The 17,329-nt window shown below is 30.0% G+C and carries 11 protein-coding genes and 1 other annotated feature; of the genes, 6 read left to right on the top strand and 5 right to left on the bottom strand.

The genetic code is table 11. From position 1 onward, the window contains the following. Nucleotides 1-44: 44 nt before the first annotated feature. Together addA and addB are read right to left on the bottom strand one after the other, a co-directional pair. The gene (gene addA, locus B2694_RS03460) at nucleotides 45-3,953 is read right to left on the bottom strand and encodes a helicase-exonuclease AddAB subunit AddA (RefSeq protein ID WP_346884579.1); all 3,909 of its coding nucleotides are present in this window, start codon (nucleotides 3,951-3,953) and stop codon (nucleotides 45-47) included. Beyond that, nucleotides 3,946-7,416 carry a helicase-exonuclease AddAB subunit AddB gene (gene addB / locus B2694_RS03465; protein WP_346884580.1) on the bottom strand — a complete coding sequence of 1,157 codons (3,471 nt, stop codon included), beginning with the start codon at nucleotides 7,414-7,416 and terminating at the stop codon, nucleotides 3,946-3,948. Before addB ends, addA begins: the two co-directional genes overlap by 8 nt. Nucleotides 7,417-7,986: 570 nt before the next feature. Between addB and atoD the strand changes: the two genes are divergently transcribed. The 3 genes from atoD to B2694_RS03480 all read left to right on the top strand — a co-directional run bounded on the left by atoD (nucleotide 7,987) and on the right by B2694_RS03480 (nucleotide 9,663). Next, on the top strand, nucleotides 7,987-8,640 hold the full coding sequence (gene atoD / locus B2694_RS03470) for an acetate CoA-transferase subunit alpha (protein WP_346884581.1): 654 nt from the start codon (nucleotides 7,987-7,989) through the stop codon (nucleotides 8,638-8,640). Nucleotide 8,641: 1 nt separating this feature from the next. Continuing rightward, nucleotides 8,642-9,301: a 3-oxoacid CoA-transferase subunit B gene (locus tag B2694_RS03475; protein WP_035135145.1), complete on the top strand. Its 660-nt coding sequence runs from the start codon at nucleotides 8,642-8,644 to the stop codon at nucleotides 9,299-9,301. Between the two features lie 80 nt (nucleotides 9,302-9,381). Next, nucleotides 9,382-9,663 (top strand): late competence development ComFB family protein, encoded by a 282-nt coding sequence (locus B2694_RS03480; RefSeq protein ID WP_150845993.1) that lies wholly within the window; start codon nucleotides 9,382-9,384, stop codon nucleotides 9,661-9,663. Between the two features lie 53 nt (nucleotides 9,664-9,716). On the opposite strand, the gene B2694_RS03485 is transcribed toward B2694_RS03480, so the two are convergent. Then, nucleotides 9,717-11,096 carry a CCA tRNA nucleotidyltransferase gene (locus tag B2694_RS03485; protein WP_346884582.1) on the bottom strand — a complete coding sequence of 460 codons (1,380 nt, stop codon included), beginning with the start codon at nucleotides 11,094-11,096 and terminating at the stop codon, nucleotides 9,717-9,719. A 195-nt stretch (nucleotides 11,097-11,291) separates the two neighbouring features. On the opposite strand from B2694_RS03485, the gene B2694_RS03490 reads away from it, so the two are divergent. Next, entirely contained in the window at nucleotides 11,292-11,564 is a 273-nt protein-coding gene (locus B2694_RS03490) for a hypothetical protein (protein ID WP_346884583.1), read from the top strand. 17 nt (nucleotides 11,565-11,581) lie between these two features. After that, nucleotides 11,582-12,490 carry a polysaccharide deacetylase family protein gene (locus B2694_RS03495; RefSeq protein ID WP_346884584.1) on the top strand — a complete coding sequence of 303 codons (909 nt, stop codon included), beginning with the start codon at nucleotides 11,582-11,584 and terminating at the stop codon, nucleotides 12,488-12,490. A gap of 138 nt (nucleotides 12,491-12,628) precedes the next feature. On the opposite strand, the gene B2694_RS03500 is transcribed toward B2694_RS03495, so the two are convergent. Together B2694_RS03500 and B2694_RS03505 are read right to left on the bottom strand one after the other, a co-directional pair. After that, nucleotides 12,629-13,189, bottom strand: coding sequence for a phosphatase PAP2 family protein (locus tag B2694_RS03500; RefSeq protein WP_346884585.1), 561 nt, complete (start codon nucleotides 13,187-13,189; stop codon nucleotides 12,629-12,631). A gap of 68 nt (nucleotides 13,190-13,257) precedes the next feature. Then, nucleotides 13,258-14,604 carry an NlpC/P60 family protein gene (locus B2694_RS03505; RefSeq protein ID WP_346884586.1) on the bottom strand — a complete coding sequence of 449 codons (1,347 nt, stop codon included), beginning with the start codon at nucleotides 14,602-14,604 and terminating at the stop codon, nucleotides 13,258-13,260. A gap of 257 nt (nucleotides 14,605-14,861) precedes the next feature. After that, nucleotides 14,862-15,110, top strand: a binding site (T-box leader). 234 nt (nucleotides 15,111-15,344) lie between these two features. On the opposite strand from B2694_RS03505, the gene thrS reads away from it, so the two are divergent. Then, nucleotides 15,345-17,282 (top strand): threonine--tRNA ligase, encoded by a 1,938-nt coding sequence (thrS, locus tag B2694_RS03510; RefSeq protein ID WP_346884587.1) that lies wholly within the window; start codon nucleotides 15,345-15,347, stop codon nucleotides 17,280-17,282. Nucleotides 17,283-17,329 lie beyond the last annotated feature (47 nt).

Here is a 17,329-nt window from a genome sequence, read left to right on the forward strand (position 1 = left end):
CTTTCAATCAAATAATTATATCTAGTATTAAAAACTATCTTACTTTATTCTACTTCAACTTCTTTATCTAGTGAAAATAAGTATAAGTACTTCCTTACTTTTTCTTTCTTAAAGGCATCTTTTATAGCTTTACTATAATAATCTAATTGCACTTTATATCTTTCTTTAATTTCTTCTATATTATCCGGTTTTACATAATCAGTTTTATAGTCTAAAATAATCCCTTCTTCTCCCTCTTCAAAGTAACAGTCTATAACTCCTCTTAAAAGCATCTTTTCCTCTAAGTAAGTTTCTTCACTAACATTAGGATAAATAGTAGAAGCATTGATTTCCACTCTAAAAGGCAGCTCTCTTTTTAAAGAGTTTTCTTTAAAAGCTTCTATTACTTTTTTTCCTATGTTACTCTGTAAAAACTTAAGAATTTTATCTACCTTAACTGATTTTGCTGATTCAAAGGTTATTAACTCCTTCTCTACCATGGTATTAATTTGCCTTGTAAGGTCATCTTTAGAAAGGTCACCACTTAGGTCTAGTCTTTGCATTATATTGTGATAAGCAGTTCCCACCTCTGATGGAGTTAATCCTTTTTTTTCTTGAAGAAATAGTGGTGTTTGCATTAGAGGCCTAAACTTTCTCGGTCCTTCTACTTCATCTCCATAGGTTATAGTTTTATAGTTATCTTCATCTAAACCATCACCTTCTATATATAGATTATTTTCTCTATTGGCTTCTGGTAGATTATTGTGAAGCTCTTTTAACTCTGTAACAGTTATTACTGTAGGCAGCTTTGTTGCTTCCTCATATTTATAAGTAAATTCTAATCTTTCTTTAATTACTTTATAATAATCTTTACTTATATTTTCATCAGCATTATCTAAAAGTTTATTTATTTTTTCCTTTACTGGCACTTCTTCTAAGGCTGCATCTTCTATTTCTTCAAAAATTTCTCTAGGATATATAGATACCTTAAACCTACTATGATCTTCTTTAAAATCTTCCTTTATAATATTTTCATTATAATGCCTTAGGGGTTCTCCAGCTTTATGATTTATAAGAGAAGCTCCTATCCAATCCATATAATTTTTTTGATTTTTTACATAGGTTGATTTTATACTTCCATTTTCATTTATGCCTGCCCCAGACCATTTTTCAATTTTCTTATCTAGAGCCTTACCACTTCCAACTAAAATTAATTTTTCCTTTGCTCTAGTTAGCGCAACATATAAAAGTCTCATCTCTTCTGACTTGTTTTCCCCTTGAATTTTTTTGCTTATAAACTCCCTTTGAGATGTGTTATAACTAACTCTATTATCTAAATCAATATAAGTAGGTCCAAAACCTAATTCATGGTGGAATAGTATCTTGCCTTTTAAATCACCTTCATTAAATCTCTTTCCAAGACCGCAAAGAAATACTATAGGAAACTCTAAGCCCTTACTTTTATGAATACTCATGATTCTTACTACATCTTCATTTTCTCCTATGATTTTAGCACTTCCCATGTCTTCACTACTAGTTTTTATATTACTTATAAAGTTTATAAAGTTATATAACCCTCTATAACTAGTTCTTTCAAAATCCTTAGCTCTCTTAAATAAAATTTTTAAGTTAGCCTGCCTCTGCTCTCCTCCAGGCAATGCTCCCACATAACCGTAGTAGCCTGTATCCGTTATTATTTCCCATATGAGCTGATTTATAGGGGTATATTTACTTTCTAATCTCCAGTTATTTATTTTATCTAGGAAAGTTTTTATTTTTATTTTTAGAGCAGTATTATTATAGATTTCTTCCCAAGTATCACTAAGGTTTTCATCTTCATAATCCTTTTTCTCATAATCTAAAAGGCCTACCATGGCATGATAAAAACTCACATTTTTATTAGAAATTCTTATATCTGCTAACTCTTCTGTAGTGAATCCACCAATAGGTGACCTTAATACAGCAATTAGAGGAATATCTTGTATTGGATTATCTATAATTTCTAAAGCACTTATAACTGTCTTTACTTCAAGAGTATCAAAATACCCTCCTCCCCCTTCTGAGAAAAGAGGAATTCCTACTCTTTTGAATTCTTCTATAAATATAGGAGAAAGCTTATTACTTGACCTTAAAAGAATAACCATATCCTTATAGGTAGCTCTTCTATAATCATCTAAGTTCTTATCATATACCTTTAATGAATTTTCACCATGATGCTCCATTAGCTCTCTTATTCGTTTTGCAACAAATCTAGCCTCTAGCTGCATAGAATCTAGTTCTTCTTTATCCAGTTCTTCCTCACTACTTGTGATATCACTTTGTTCTTGAAGCTCTTCTTCTATTTCATTATCTTCATTAGCTTCAATATCTTCATAATCAAGGTTTATAAGGTTAAATTCCACCTCTCCACCAATATTACCTTCACCTGAAAACTCTTTATAACTGGCTCCAACCTTGAGCTCTTCACTTTCATCATAGGCTAGTTCGCCTACATCCTCACTCATAACAGCATTAAAGATATAGTTTATCCCGTCTATAACCTCTCTTCTACTTCTAAAATTTTTATGGAGAGTAATAAGAGCATTATAATCATCTCCATTTTTAGTGTAGGTTTCCTTCTTATTTTTAAATAGCTCGGGCTTTGCCATTCTAAACCTATATATACTTTGCTTTAAGTCTCCAACCATGAATACGTTTCTTGTATCCTTTTCTGTTCTACAAATAAGATTGATTATTTCTTCCTGAACACTATTTGAATCTTGATATTCATCTACTAGTATTTCTTCAAATTTATCTTTAAGCTCTAAAGCAATGCTTGATGGTTTATTTTTATCTTCCTTATCTCTTAAAATTTCAAGGGCAAAATGTTCCTGGTCATTGAAATCTATGATACCTCTTTCTCTCTTTTTCTTATCAAAGATATCTTTAAATTCTATTACTAGGTTTGTTAGTTCCTTCATTAATGGATAAAGTTTTTTAGTAATTTTAATATTTTCCTCAGAAGTAGCATTTAATATCTTACTCTTTATCTCCACATATATTTCCTTAGCAGCATCTCTTAAATCCTTAGCCTTTTTTTGTATTACTTTCTCTTCCTCTGTTAACTTTGTTAAAGTTGGAATTCTTCCAAAACCAGTTTCTTCAATGTATTGTCTATCTTCCTTTAATTCATCTTCAATTATTGTTAAAGTTCTCTCTAATATTTCTCCATCATTTTCAAAGGTAGCTTTATATTTGTAAGTAATAGGATTATTTAGTACAAAATCTAACCCTTCATTATTTATCTCTAAAGCATTTATTATATCTTCTCTTAATTCTTTTAGTAAGGCATCCTTAAAAGGTAATTTTTCAAAGGAAAAATCTTCACCCACATTGAAAATTTCGGATTTGGCTTTTAGCCAAGCTACAGGAGCACCCATACTCATAGAAAAGTTATATAATCTTAGCACCATTTCTGCCAAGGCTCTATCACTTTTATTATCACAATAACTCTCTACTAGCTCTATAAATTCCTCTTTTCCTTCAATATATTTCCCTTCCATAAGTTCTTCTAAGGCTTCTACCTTTAAAAGATTTATCTCCGTGGTATCCCCAACTCTAAAGTTTGGTTCTATATCTAATTGATGAAAGTTATTTTTAATTAGGTTTAAACAAAAGGAGTGAAGAGTTGATATGCTTGCCTTATTAAGAAGTATTAATTGAGTTTGGAGGTTTCTATTATTAGGCTCCTCTTTAATTCTTTTGTTAATAGCTTCTCCTATACGTTCTCTCATCTCTGCCGCTGCTGCATTAGTGAAGGTTACTATAAGTAATTTATCAATATCCACAGGATTATCTCTATCTGTGATAATTTTTATAATTCTTTCAACTAAAACTGCAGTTTTTCCAGAACCTGCTGCTGCAGATACTAATGTGTTTCTATATCTAATATCAATGGCCTTTTGTTGGTCCTCTGTCCACTTTACGCTACTCATTACCTTCACCTCTTTTTCCCTCTACTTCAAGCTGCTGAAGAAGTTCCTTTTTATTTCTTCTAGGCATTACTTTAAAATTATTAATCCCCATGGTTTCATCAAACTGACATATAGAAGAAAACTCACAAAATTCACAGTAATAGCTTTTTCCATTTTTACATGGAGTTACTTCTATAATTCCCTCTAACATATCTTCACAGATTTCTCTAACCTTTTCCTTCATGTGACTTCTAAGCACATTAAAACCTTCATAGGTTATCACTGAGCTATTATTCTTTGAAAATTCGGCTTCATCACTACCCTTTTTGGGTTTATTTAAGGCTACAGGAATTATGGAAGAGGTTCCCCCTTTTTCTATGGTTTTATCCATTTCCTTAATTACCTTTAAATCTCTTATGACGATTCCCTTCATTTTTAACGCCTTTAATACTTCTTCCTCTAAATTCTCCATGGTAAGTTTTTTAGACCCATCCATTATTGGATCATCCACAGAAAGATATACCATAGCTCCTGGCATGGTTCTTCCTTTTCCTTCTGATACCACTGGTTTTTTAGACATTTTCTCTTGTTCAAGGGTTAAAATTGCATCTAAATAAGTTAGTAACTGAATTTTTAAACCATTATATACATCATTTATATCTAAGTCTATTTTTCCTGTTTTATAATCCACAACTCTATAATAATTAACCCCATCTATAGAGGTTTTATCCACTCTATCAATCTTTCCTTGTAATTTTACTACTTCTCCTGTGGATAAGGTTATTGGTATAGGTGGATAATAATCATCTTTTTCAAAACCAAAGGAAATTTCATAGCCAAGAGGTTGAAAAGTTCCCCTTTCCATCTGTTCATTAATGATTAACACCATTCTATATAAAATTCTTTTTACCCTTGTAGCTATATATTCATATCTCTTAGAACTTTTTAATATTCTATGTTCCTCAGAATTTATAAGCTCTGATATAACATCACCTATAACTCTTTCACAAAATTCTTTATCTAAAGTTCCCCACACCGCTTTTTCTTTCTCTACTCTTTTAGAAAACTTTTCAAGGCCTTCATGAATTAGATTTCCAAAATCCAGGGGTGCAAAGGTATAAATCTTTCTTTCCTTAGCTTTAAGACCATACTTTACAAAATAGCCAAAGGAGCAATTTGCATAGGCTTCTATTTTAGATACACTGAGACTTTTCCCATATAATTGCCTTATTTTATCCTTACTTATGGCTTCTATATGATTTTTATAGGTAAAGCCACTTATTACCTTGAGAAGTTTTTCTCTATATTCTGGCTCCTTATAATAATATCTATATATCTCCTTCCAAAGGTCTGTTATCTCATCTTTCTCTACATATTCATGAAGCTTTTTTATTAAATTATTAAAGGTAGGAGTCTTTCCTACTATGCCTTTTTCATCTTCTCCAACTTTTTCCTTTAATATATCTGTATTCTCCAAAACATTAGGAAATAAGGCCTTTAGCCTTGGAATCACCATGGAATATCTCTTAGTCTTTCCTTCTAAATCAGCAATTGGATAAGTAACATATAATAGATTACTTGCAATACTTAGCAAATTGTATATTAAATATTGTTCTCCAAATGCTAGTTCAAAACTGTTATCTGCCACACTTATATTATTATTTTTAAACACTATTCTATCATTATCATTAAATAGACCTTCATCACCTGTAATCCTTGGAAGTACCCCATCATTTACACCAACAACTATAGCTACCTTTACCTCTTGAGCCTTTATTCTCTCAGCACTTCCTACTACTACTTGATCCATAGATGTGGGAATTAACCCCATTTTATTATGAGATATCCCCATAGATAGGATATTATTAAACTCTTCAATGGTCACCACTTCTTCTCCAAGAATATCTACAAACTGATCTAAAAGCTCAATGAGCATATTCCAGATACTACTATACTCATCCACTAATAAAAGATTATTATCTCTCTTAAATTTCTCTATATATTCATTGACATTTTCATAAACTCTATTATCAACTAAGAATTTATAAATACTTGAGCAAATATCTTTAACCTTATGTTTACCTTTTAATTTCTCCTCTAATTTAATGAGAGGCTCTATTCCTTTATTTTTTATTTCTATTATATTCTCATACTTAGAGCTTTCTATCCAATACTCCTCATTATCATCTATCCACTTTTTCCTAGTTTTAATGCCATACTCTAGAACATAATTCTCTAGTAAATCTACTTCTGATGGTGATAAATTTGCAAAACCACTTTTAAAATAATTAACTATGGAATTATCTCTAAAGCCTTTAGAAAATATGTTTAAAAGTGAAGTTATATATATAACCAATGGATTTGAAGCTATATCTTCCTTATCATCAATAAAAAATGGAATCTCATATTCTTCAAATATTACCCTAACTATGTCCTTATAATTTTCCAAATCTCTACTTATAACTATAATGTCCTTATATCTAAAGTCCTTCTCTCTAGCTAGTTTCAAGATTTCCTTGGCTACATATTCTACTTCTCCATAGGGATTCTGAGCTTTAAATATACTTATATTTTTTGTAGGAGCTTTTAATGCTTCCCCCCTATTATTAAAGTAGTTCTCCTCTAAGAAGGACAATTCCTCACTTTCTTTAAATCTATGTCCAATGTGTAAATGAAGATTATTTTTAGGATAGTATCCATAATCTTGCGCAAGTTTTGTAAGCTTTTCTTCTGTAGTATAAATTGGATAAAAAGGATTAGTATCCTCATTTTTATCTGTGACCTCATCCCCACCATAAGGTATTGTTATATTAACATTGGCACAAACTCTTAAAAGTTTTCCTATGATGTCATATTGCTGAGGAGTAAAGCCACTAAATTCATCTATCCACACTTCTGCTCCCTTTAAAAACCTACTTTCTTCAATCTTTCCTTTTAAAATGGTTAAATTATCTTCCGGATCAAAATATCCTTCACTAAGTTTATCTTGAAACTTTGAATAAATTGCTTCAATATCACTTAACTTATCCACTAGTAGTGAACTTTCATCCACATTTTCCTTTAAATCTTTAAGAGTCTGTGGAGTAATTTTATGTCTTTTAAATTCCGTAAGTACTCCTATGATTTTATCTATAAACCCCTTTTGTTTTGTAGCTTGTTTAAATATGCTAAGTTTATCTTTTGACTCATCTATAGCTCTTCCTACAATTATTGCTTTTCCTGTATCATTCATGTATTTATGAGTTACTCCACCAACTTCATTAAAAATAGTAAAAGCTAATCTTTTAAAACTTAAAAGATGTACATTATTTATTCCAGTGGCACCAATCCTCTCAATGAGAGCCTTTTCTGCTCTAAAGGATAACTGCTCTGGAACTATTAATATTAATGGAGCTTTATTATCAAAGGATTTTTCATAGATTTCTTCAATACAGGCATAACTCTTACCTGTACCTGCTCTGCCGTAAATAAATCTAATTCCCAAAATCTCACTTCCTAACCTTTAAATTTCCTTATATATTTCACAATTTCTTATAATTACTTTCTTCCTTTATTATTACCTAATTATAACATAAGCCAATGATTCTTTTTTAATATCATTGGCTATTTATAAATATTTAATCCTCACTATATCTATCCATTATTTTATTTAAATTATCTATAATAAATCTACCAAATTATCATGTTTTAGATGGCTATTTTCCTACTTGCAAAATGGCAAAATCCCTGAAACCCTTGTGGCGAGAACAACTAGTTAACTAGTTATATATTTATATACTTTCCTAGGTAACTAGTTTCATATTTATATTGGTATATAGTTTCATATAAAAATAGCTCCATGTATACCTATTTATCTAAATGTATATATTATATGAAAATATAGTTTTAAGTATTTCGTGTAATATTTAACAAAATTAGACCTTAATAATTAAAAATGAATACTTTCATTAGTTTTTTAATTAAAAATTTAATCAGCCTTTATACATTGCAAAATATTTAAATTAGGGGTAAACTAGTATGGAAGAAAATTTTTTATTTATGGAGGGTTTAACATATGAATAAACTTATTTCAATTGATGAAGCAGTTTCTAAAATTCAAGATGGAATGACTGTTATGATAGGTGGATTTTTAGCTGTAGGTACTCCAGAAGCTATTATAGATGCTTTAGTTAAAAAAGGCGTTAAAGATTTAACTATCATAGCAAACGATACTGGATTTCCAGATAGAGGTATTGGTAAGTTAATAGTTAACAAACAAGTTAAGAAAACTATTGCATCACATATTGGTACAAACAAAGAAACTGGAAACCAAATGAATTCTGGAGAAATGGAAGTAGAATTATCACCTCAAGGAACACTTGCTGAAAGAATCAGATGTGGTGGAGCTGGTCTTGGTGGATTCTTAACTCCAACTGGCCTTGGAACAATTGTACAAGACGGTAAAGAAGTTATTACTGTTGATGGACAAGAATACATTCTTGAAAAACCTCTTAAAGCAGATGTTGCTCTTTTATTCGGTTCAAAGGTTGATAAAAAAGGAAACGTATACTACAATCAAGCAACAAGAAACTTCAATCCTTTAATAGCTACTGCTGCGGATACTGTAATCGTTCAAGCTGAAGAGCTTGTAGAAGTTGGAGATATAGATCCAAACGTAGTTATGACACCATATATCTTTGTTGATTATATAGTAAAGGGGGAGAACTAACATGGATAAGAACATGATAAGAGAAGTCATTGCTAAAAGAGTTGCAAAAGAACTTAACGATGGAGACGTAGTTAATCTAGGTATAGGTCTTCCAACAATGGTAGCTAACTATATACCAGAAGGCATAGATGTAACATTACAATCTGAAAATGGATTCATAGGAATTGGTGCTGCTCCTGCTCCTGGAGAAGAGCAAAAAGACCTAGTAAATGCTGGCGGACAACATGTTACTGTTATCCCTGGAGCTGCATTCTTTGATTCTTCTGTATCTTTCGGAATAATCAGAGGCGGTCATGTTGCTGCTACTGTACTTGGAGCTTTAGAAGTTGACCAAGAAGGAAACCTTGCAAACTGGATGATTCCTGGTAAAATGGTTCCTGGAATGGGCGGAGCTATGGACCTAGTTGTTGGAGCTAAAAAAGTTATAGTAGCTATGGAACATACAGCTAAAGGTAATCCAAAAATATTAAAGAAATGTACACTTCCTTTAACTGCTGCTCATCAAGTAAACTTAATTATTACTGAAATGGCAGTTCTTGAAGTAACTTCAGAAGGTCTTGTTCTTAAGGAACTTGGACCAGAAGCTACTATTGAAGATGTAAAAAATGCAACACTTGCAGATCTTATAATCCCAGAAAACGTTAAGAAAATGGAATTATAATTTTACTTAAAATAATTAATTAAAGTCTATTGGTAATTAAAAATAATTACCAATAGACTTATGTTAGAAAGGAATTTTTTATGCCACCTTACAAAAATTATGCAGAAGATCAAGTTGAATATGTTTTAAAAAGTGTGCTTAAAGATTATCCTAATATTTGTACTTGCCAAAAGTGCCTTGATGATATGTCTGCTCTTGCCCTAAATTCTATAAAACCCAAGTATGTGGTTAGTGAAGAAGGTAAAATTTATACTACTGCTTTAAATGAAATTGACAAGCAAGAAGAAATTTCTATAACCGCTCAAGTTATTAGAGCTGTAGAAAAAGTTTCAGCAAATCCTAAACACCATGAATATAGATAAGGTAAGAGACCCTATGATTAACTAATTGATTAAATCATAGCGGTCTTATTTTTTTATTTATTTTCATTGCTTTTATACTTTTCATATATTTCTTTTACACATATAGTTAGCTTTTCTTTATCATTATATTTAGGATCTTTAATAACCATTTCTAATAATTCATCTAATATTTTTCCTACTACTATGCCTTCTTTTACCCCTAAATTTATTAAATCTTTTCCTGTAATTTTCAAGTCAGTCTTCCTATAGGCTTCTTCATTTTTCATAATTTCATCTAAAATTAATTCTATTCTCATCTTATTTAAATTAAATTGAGTTATCATTTCTAAGTTTTCTTCTTTTAAAAATGTTTTCGTTATATCTTTTACAATTATTAATTCTCCTAATACATCTAATCCTGTTCCTTGTAATAGCCTTTTAAGATATGCTTTATCTTCATAAATTGGAGTATCATAATATGCTATAAGTGTACTTACATTCTTTATTGTCCTATTATCATAATGAAGTTCTTTAAGAATTTCTTCACATTTAATGCTTATCTTTATGTCTTGTTTAGGTATTAACTTAGATGTATTCTCTTTATAATCAATTATTATATTATTTTCATCTTTATTACTTTTTAATATATAGTACAAAAATACAGTTACTCTCACATAAAGTTTTTTAGGACATCCCTCTATAACCTTAATACATTCTTTTACCTTAAAGGAATCATAAATATATTTTTCTTTATCTTTATATAGATAAGGTACTAATATAGGTATAATTCCCATACTAAACATATACTTAATTCCATCACCAGGGTAATCAGATAGTATTAGCTTATTTAACTCTACAATTATTCTCTCCCTAGAAATTTTCTTAAGAAGCTCCTTGTTATTTTCTATGGCAATTAGAGTTTCTTTTTCTATTTTGTAGTTTAACTGTGCCATAAATCTTAATCCTCGCATTATCCTTAATGAGTCTTCTTTAAATCTTTTATTTGGTTCTCCTACACACCTTATAACCTTATTTTCTATATCCTTAATTCCATTAAAATAATCTATTATTCCTATTTTATGATTATAAGCTATAGCATTTATAGTAAAATCTCTTCTTCCTAAATCATCTATAAGTTTTGAAGTAAATTCTACTCTATCTGGCCTTCTCCCATCGGAATAATTCCCATCTACTCTAAATGTAGTTATTTCTACTGCTTCATTTTCCATTAATACTACCACTGTTCCATGTTCAATTCCTACATCTATAGTTTTTTTATCTATAAATACTTCCTTTATTTCTTTTGGAGTTGCTGATGTACATATGTCCCAGTCATTAGGCTTTTTACCTATAATACTATCTCTTACACACCCACCTACTATGTAAGCTGCAAAGCCATTTCTTTCTATGTCATTAATACAATTCTCTATATACCTTGGCATGTTAATATACATACTTATACCTTCTCCTTAAATACACCTATTTAATTTTACAATGTAATTTCTACCACAAACCTGTTTACAATTAAATTTAAAGTATAGAAAACAACAAAAAAATTTTCAAATTGTTACTATTTCGTAATGATTATACATAATATTTCCTTTATAATTATTAGTATAAAACATAATAACTAATTAAAGGAGATTCTTATGAAAAATACTTTATTTCATTCTAAAAAACATAATAACTCACATGGTAAACTCTGTGTAATGGCTTTTATATTTTGCTTCATATTTATAGGAATTTCAGTATTTGCTAATTCAAAGGAGAAAGAATACCAGTTTAAAAATAATGAATTATCTACTGAAATAGAATCCCTTAAAGCTACAAAGGCTAATTTACATAAAGCAAATAAGACCTTGCTAGAGTCAAGTTCAGATTTAGATGCCTTACTTGACGAACTTGCTGAAATTAATAATTAACATAAGGAGCTAAAATCATGAATTACAATATTAATCTTGAATCATCAAAAGGGAATATTAGAAGAAGAAGAAGAAAGAAACCCTCTATATTAAGTATTATATCCTTATCAGCTTTATGTTTATGTTTTTTTATATCAATATTAGCAACAACAAAAATGTTTGTGGCTTCTAGTAAGCAAAGTAATTTATTAAAAGAAATCGATTCTTTATCATCGTCTAACAACTCTGTACTTGCAGAAAATATTAAGTTAGAAAAAGAACTAAGTGAAAAACAATCCACATATGATAAGGCAATGTCACAAAAAAAGATTGCTCATTTAACCTTTGACGATGGTCCTTCATCTAATACCTTAAAACTGTTAGATGTACTTGACAAATACAATGCTAAAGCGACTTTTTTTGTAATATACAAAGAAGGTTTTGATGACATTTATAGAGAAATCGTTAATCGTGGACATGTTCTTGCTAACCATACATATAGTCATAATTATCAAAAAATTTATTCATCTACTAAGGCCTTTATTAGTGATGTGGAAGCTCTTGATAATAAGCTAAAAGAAATAACCGGTAAAGAACCCTCTAAAATTTTACGATTTCCAGGTGGTTCAAATACAGGATATATGAGTGAACATAAAAATATGTCTCATTGTATTTTTAAAGCCCTAAAAGACCGTGGGTACACCTATTTTGACTGGAATGTTGATTCTTCAGATGCTACTAAGGTAACATTGGATGAAAAAAGTATAATAAAAAGTGTTCTTGATGGTAGCTCTAACGTTAATACAGCTAATATATTAATGCATGATACAAACTTCAAATATACCACATTAGATGCAATGCCAAAAATTCTTGAAGGTTTAAAAGCTCAAGGATATGTATTTAGACCTTTAAAGCACAATTCAGCTGATATTCGTTTTATAAATTAACAATTGAATTTTATAACTTTACCCAATTACAAAGTCTATTTATAAGGGTTGTTTCAAAATAATTCACTAAATCTTACTAAGTATTGAGCTTGTACTTTAATAAAATTTAGCTTATTTTGAGACACCCCTTTAGTTATTTTATATGCTAACATTCCAATTTTTTTCTTTTCTCTTATTAATTTTCCCCATTATATACACAGCTAGAATTCCACTTACAAGTCCAACTACTGCTCCACCTAATACATCAGAAAAATAATGAACATACAAATATATTCTAGAAAAACCTATTAAAATTGCCAAAGATATGAAATAAAACTTATATCTCTTAATATATGTGGAAAGTACATATGCTACAGCTATAGAAGATGCAGTATGCCCTGATGGAAAAGAAAAACTAATAGGCAGTTTTATTAGAGGATTATCTATAGGATATGCAATAATGGGTCTTACTCTCTCCACTAAATGCTTTATTACTCCCTCTGTTAAAATTGTACCTATAGATATTGCTAGTAAACTTGTTATTCCTACTTTTCTATATTTTTTAGTGCATATAAGAATAATGCTAATTGCTATCCATATAAACCCTGCATCTCCCAGCCTTGTTATGAATGGCATTATAGTATCAAAAATTTTATTCTGTAACCCAAAATGTATAGCATCAGTTATTCCCTTATCTATTCCGTATAGCCATTGATTCATTAGTTTATCCCTTTCTTAAATAATCTTTTCTATATTTTGTTTTTTGTTACTATTACTTGCTTCTAACTTTAATTGAATATGTCCTTAATTCCAATAATCTCTTCAATATATGGTTTTCCACTAAATGTGTATATCTCTTTTAATTCAGATACTGTTACACCCTTTATTCCTAAGTATATCTTTTCTTCATTAACCTGTTCCTTCTGCCCTTTATTTTTCTTTTCATAATCCTTTTTATTTACAAATACTCCTATTACATCGTGAATTATATAATGACTATTTTTATAATTCCCTATGAACATAGCTACATGCCCATTTAAAAATATAAGGGTTCCAGGTTTCAAGCTATCTAACATTTTCAATTTTTCATGATAAGTCATTTCTTTATGAACAAGCAATGTTTTCCCAACTGATTTTTTTAATTGATCACCACTATTTCTTGGAAATTGTATTCCAAAACTTCTAAAGGTATCTATGATAAGGGAAGAACAATCTCTTCCATTGAATTCTCCACCCCACCCATACCTTTCTCCTTGGAATTTAAATATTTGTTTTAATATATTACTTTTGTTACATTTTAAATATCCTCTATGAACATCTTCATTGTATGGAATTAAAATATTAGTAAACTTTAATTCACCATTACTTTCTCTTAGTGGATACTTAACTACATAATTACCTTCACTATACATATCATAAATTAATTCTTCCTTGCTCAAATTAGTTTCTATAGGTAGTTTTACTCCCATATCAATATCTAAATTTCTTAATGCCTCTATAAAAGGATTATAACCGAGATTTATCTTTTTACCTGTAACTACAATGAAATCTTTGCATTTACAATATTCTTCTATTTCTTTTTTACTTCCAAAAGCTATATTCTCTTTTTTAATCCATCCTAAATAATTATAGATTTTGCAAAAACACCATTTTCCATCTTTACTAAAAGCATATATAATACAAGGTTCAGCTGCATATATAGCACTTTCCATAAATCTGTCTAAATCATATTCTTTATCCCCCTTAAACACTCTATCACTAGTAGGAAATGTTCTTATACTTCCCCTCTTTACCACCAATCCATATTCTATAGAAATCTTATCCTTTATTTCTTTTAAATTCATATCATCAATAAGTTTATCATAATATTCCTTGTTTACTTTACTACCATTCTTGTATCTATCACCTTCAGGAATCTTGCTTACACAATTTATCATAGTAACTACATATTCTTTAGCTACTTCACTGGGTTCATTAAATATATTATAAATGTATCCCCTTTTAATTCCTTCAGCATTGTACTTTTCTATTTCATCCTTAGTGAGAATAATATCTTTACTTCTCTTGCATAATTTTATCCATAAATCACTATAGTACATTTCATCCATAACATTTAGATTAGTATTACGATTCATAGTATATCCTCACCTCTAATTATATATTTTCACTTAAATGTTTCTTAATTTCAAGCAATCCTTAATATAATTATACTATTTATTTTGCTAACATATTATAAATTTACATAAATATAAATTAAATGTAATCCTTTATTATTATTCTCTATTTACTTAACAATTTATGTTGACATTAAGCATATATATGCTAAAATAAAGTTAATAATTTCTGCATCATAACCTAAGATTTATGATATAATAGGATAATAACTAATAATATTATCGCAATGAAGAGTACAGTAGATATGTCACTTTATTTACAGAGAGAAAGCACAGTAGCTGAAATTGCTTTTAAATAAATCATGTTGAAGACCACCTCTGAGTGACTCTAATAAAGTCCGTTAACTACGTTATAGTTTTTAAAGTGGTCCTTTATATCAATTTGTTAAATTAGTTATCTTTATAATCTAATTTTAATAAGTTTAAGGACAATTTGGGTGGAACCACGGGTATACCTCGTCCCTTTTCTTTATGAAAAGTGACGAGTTTTTTTATTTTATATAAGATGAAACTACATCTCACGTAGGTTGTATGAAGTAAATTCGAGGACCAAATCAAAGATTTACTTTTCTCGCTTTGCTCGATATGAAACTCCATCTCACATACATTCGGTGGAGTAAGTTCGAGGAACCAAATCAAAGATTTGGACTCTCACTTAAAGTTTTTGGCTAGAATATTAGATATAGAAGGGAGATTTTTAAATGATTAAAATTACTTTAAAAGATGGATCAGTTAAAGAATTAGAAAATGAAATGAGTATTATTGAAATTGCAAAAAGTATTTCTGAAGGACTCGCTAGAGTTGCTACAGCTGGAACAGTAAATGGAAAAACTGTAGACCTTCGTTATATAGTTAAAGAGGATTGTGAATTGAATATTTTAACTTTTAATGAGGATGAAGGTAGAAGAGCTTTTAGACATACAGCTGCTCACATATTATCACAAGCTGTTAAAAGACTATTTCCTGAAGCAAAACTTGCTATAGGACCCGCTATAGATAATGGCTTCTACTATGACTTCGACCTTGAAGGTGGATTTTCTAACGAAGATTTAGATAAAATAGAAGCTGAAATGAAAAAAATAGTTAAGGAAGATTTATCAATTGAATGTTTTCAACTTCCTAGAGAAGAAGCGATTAAACTTATGAAGGAACAAGATGAACCTTATAAGGTAGAACTTATAGAAGATCTACCAGAAGGTGAAATCATAACTTTCTATAAACAAGGTGAGTTTACTGACCTTTGTGCTGGTCCTCACTTAATGACTACAAAACCAGTGAAAGCTTTCAAGTTAACTAAACTTGCAGGAGCTTATTGGAGAGGAAACGAAAAAAATAAAATGCTTGCTCGTATTTATGGAACTGCCTTTACAAAGAAATCAGAACTAGATGAATACCTAGAAGCTGTAGAAGAAGCTAAAAAACGTGACCACAATAAGCTTGGAAGAGAACTAAAGTTATTTACTACCTCTGAACCAATAGGTCAAGGTCTACCTCTTCTAATGCCTAAGGGTGCTAGAATTGTTCAACTTCTTCAAAGATGGGTTGAAGATGAAGAGCAAAAAAGAGGCTACCTTTTAACTAAAACACCATTAATGGCTAAAAGTGATTTATATAAAATATCTGGACACTGGGACCATTATAAAGAAGGAATGTTTGTACTAGGTAATGAAGAAAAGGATAATGAAGTATTTGCATTAAGACCTATGACTTGTCCATTCCAATTCACAGTTTATAAAGCTGAATCTAAAAGTTATAGAGACTTACCTCTAAGATATGCTGAAACTTCTACATTATTTAGAAATGAATCTTCTGGAGAAATGCATGGATTAATTCGTGTAAGACAATTTACAATTTCTGAAGGTCACCTTGCATGTAGACCAGATCAACTTGAAGATGAGTTTAAAGGGGTAGTTGACTTGATTAACTATATGCTTGATACTCTAGGTCTTAGAGAAGATATTAGTTATAGATTATCTCTATGGGATGAAAATAATAAAGAAAAATATATTGGAGAACCCGAAGCTTGGAATGCAGTTCAAAATAAGATGAGAGAAATCTTAAATCATCTTGGAATTGAATATACTGAAGCTGTTGGTGAAGCTGCCTTCTATGGTCCTAAACTTGATCTTCAGATTAAAAATGTTCATGGTAAAGAGGACACTATAATTACAGCTCAAATAGACTTCTCTCTTGCTGAAAGATTTGGAATGACTTATGTAGATAAGGATGGTCAAGAAAAATATCCATATGTTATTCATAGAACTTCTATTGGTTGCTATGAAAGAACTCTTGCCCTTCTTATTGAAAAGTATGCAGGAGCATTCCCAGTATGGCTTGCACCAGTTCAAGTTAAACTACTTCCAATCTCTGAGAAGTATCATGACTATGCTGATGAAGTTTATGCTGAACTTAAGAAAAATAATATTAGGGTTGAAGTTGACTACAGAGCAGAAAAAATTGGTTATAAGATTAGAGAAGCGCGTAACGAAAGAGCTCCTTATATCTTAGTTGTCGGAGAAAAAGAAGCTGAAAATAAAGAAGTTGCAGTAAGAAGCCGTAGAAACGGAGATGAGGGTTCAATTTCTATAGATAAATTCATTGAAAGAATTGTCAAAGAAATTGATAGTAAAGAAAGATAATTGAGTAAACAGAATTTAATATAACTAAGGAGCTTTCGCAAAATAGA

The sequence above is a fragment of the Clostridium sp. UBA4395 genome, from assembly GCF_002390995.1.
Classification (GTDB): Bacteria; Bacillota; Clostridia; order Clostridiales; family Clostridiaceae; genus Clostridium_J; species Clostridium_J sulfidigenes.

Bases quoted from the DNA above. Each gene is read 5' to 3' on its own strand.
- B2694_RS03480 (WP_150845993.1), top strand. From the start codon at position 9,382: ATGCCACCTTACAAAAATTATGCAGAAGATCAAGTTGAATATGTTTTA.
- thrS (WP_346884587.1), top strand. From the start codon at position 15,345: ATGATTAAAATTACTTTAAAAGATGGATCAGTTAAAGAATTAGAAAAT.
- atoD (WP_346884581.1), top strand. From the start codon at position 7,987: ATGAATAAACTTATTTCAATTGATGAAGCAGTTTCTAAAATTCAAGAT.
- addA (WP_346884579.1), bottom strand. From the start codon at position 3,953: ATGAGTAGCGTAAAGTGGACAGAGGACCAACAAAAGGCCATTGATATT.
- B2694_RS03500 (WP_346884585.1), bottom strand. From the start codon at position 13,189: ATGAATCAATGGCTATACGGAATAGATAAGGGAATAACTGATGCTATA.
- B2694_RS03475 (WP_035135145.1), top strand. From the start codon at position 8,642: ATGGATAAGAACATGATAAGAGAAGTCATTGCTAAAAGAGTTGCAAAA.
- B2694_RS03490 (WP_346884583.1), top strand. From the start codon at position 11,292: ATGAAAAATACTTTATTTCATTCTAAAAAACATAATAACTCACATGGT.
- B2694_RS03495 (WP_346884584.1), top strand. From the start codon at position 11,582: ATGAATTACAATATTAATCTTGAATCATCAAAAGGGAATATTAGAAGA.
- B2694_RS03485 (WP_346884582.1), bottom strand. From the start codon at position 11,096: ATGTATATTAACATGCCAAGGTATATAGAGAATTGTATTAATGACATA.
- B2694_RS03505 (WP_346884586.1), bottom strand. From the start codon at position 14,604: ATGAATCGTAATACTAATCTAAATGTTATGGATGAAATGTACTATAGT.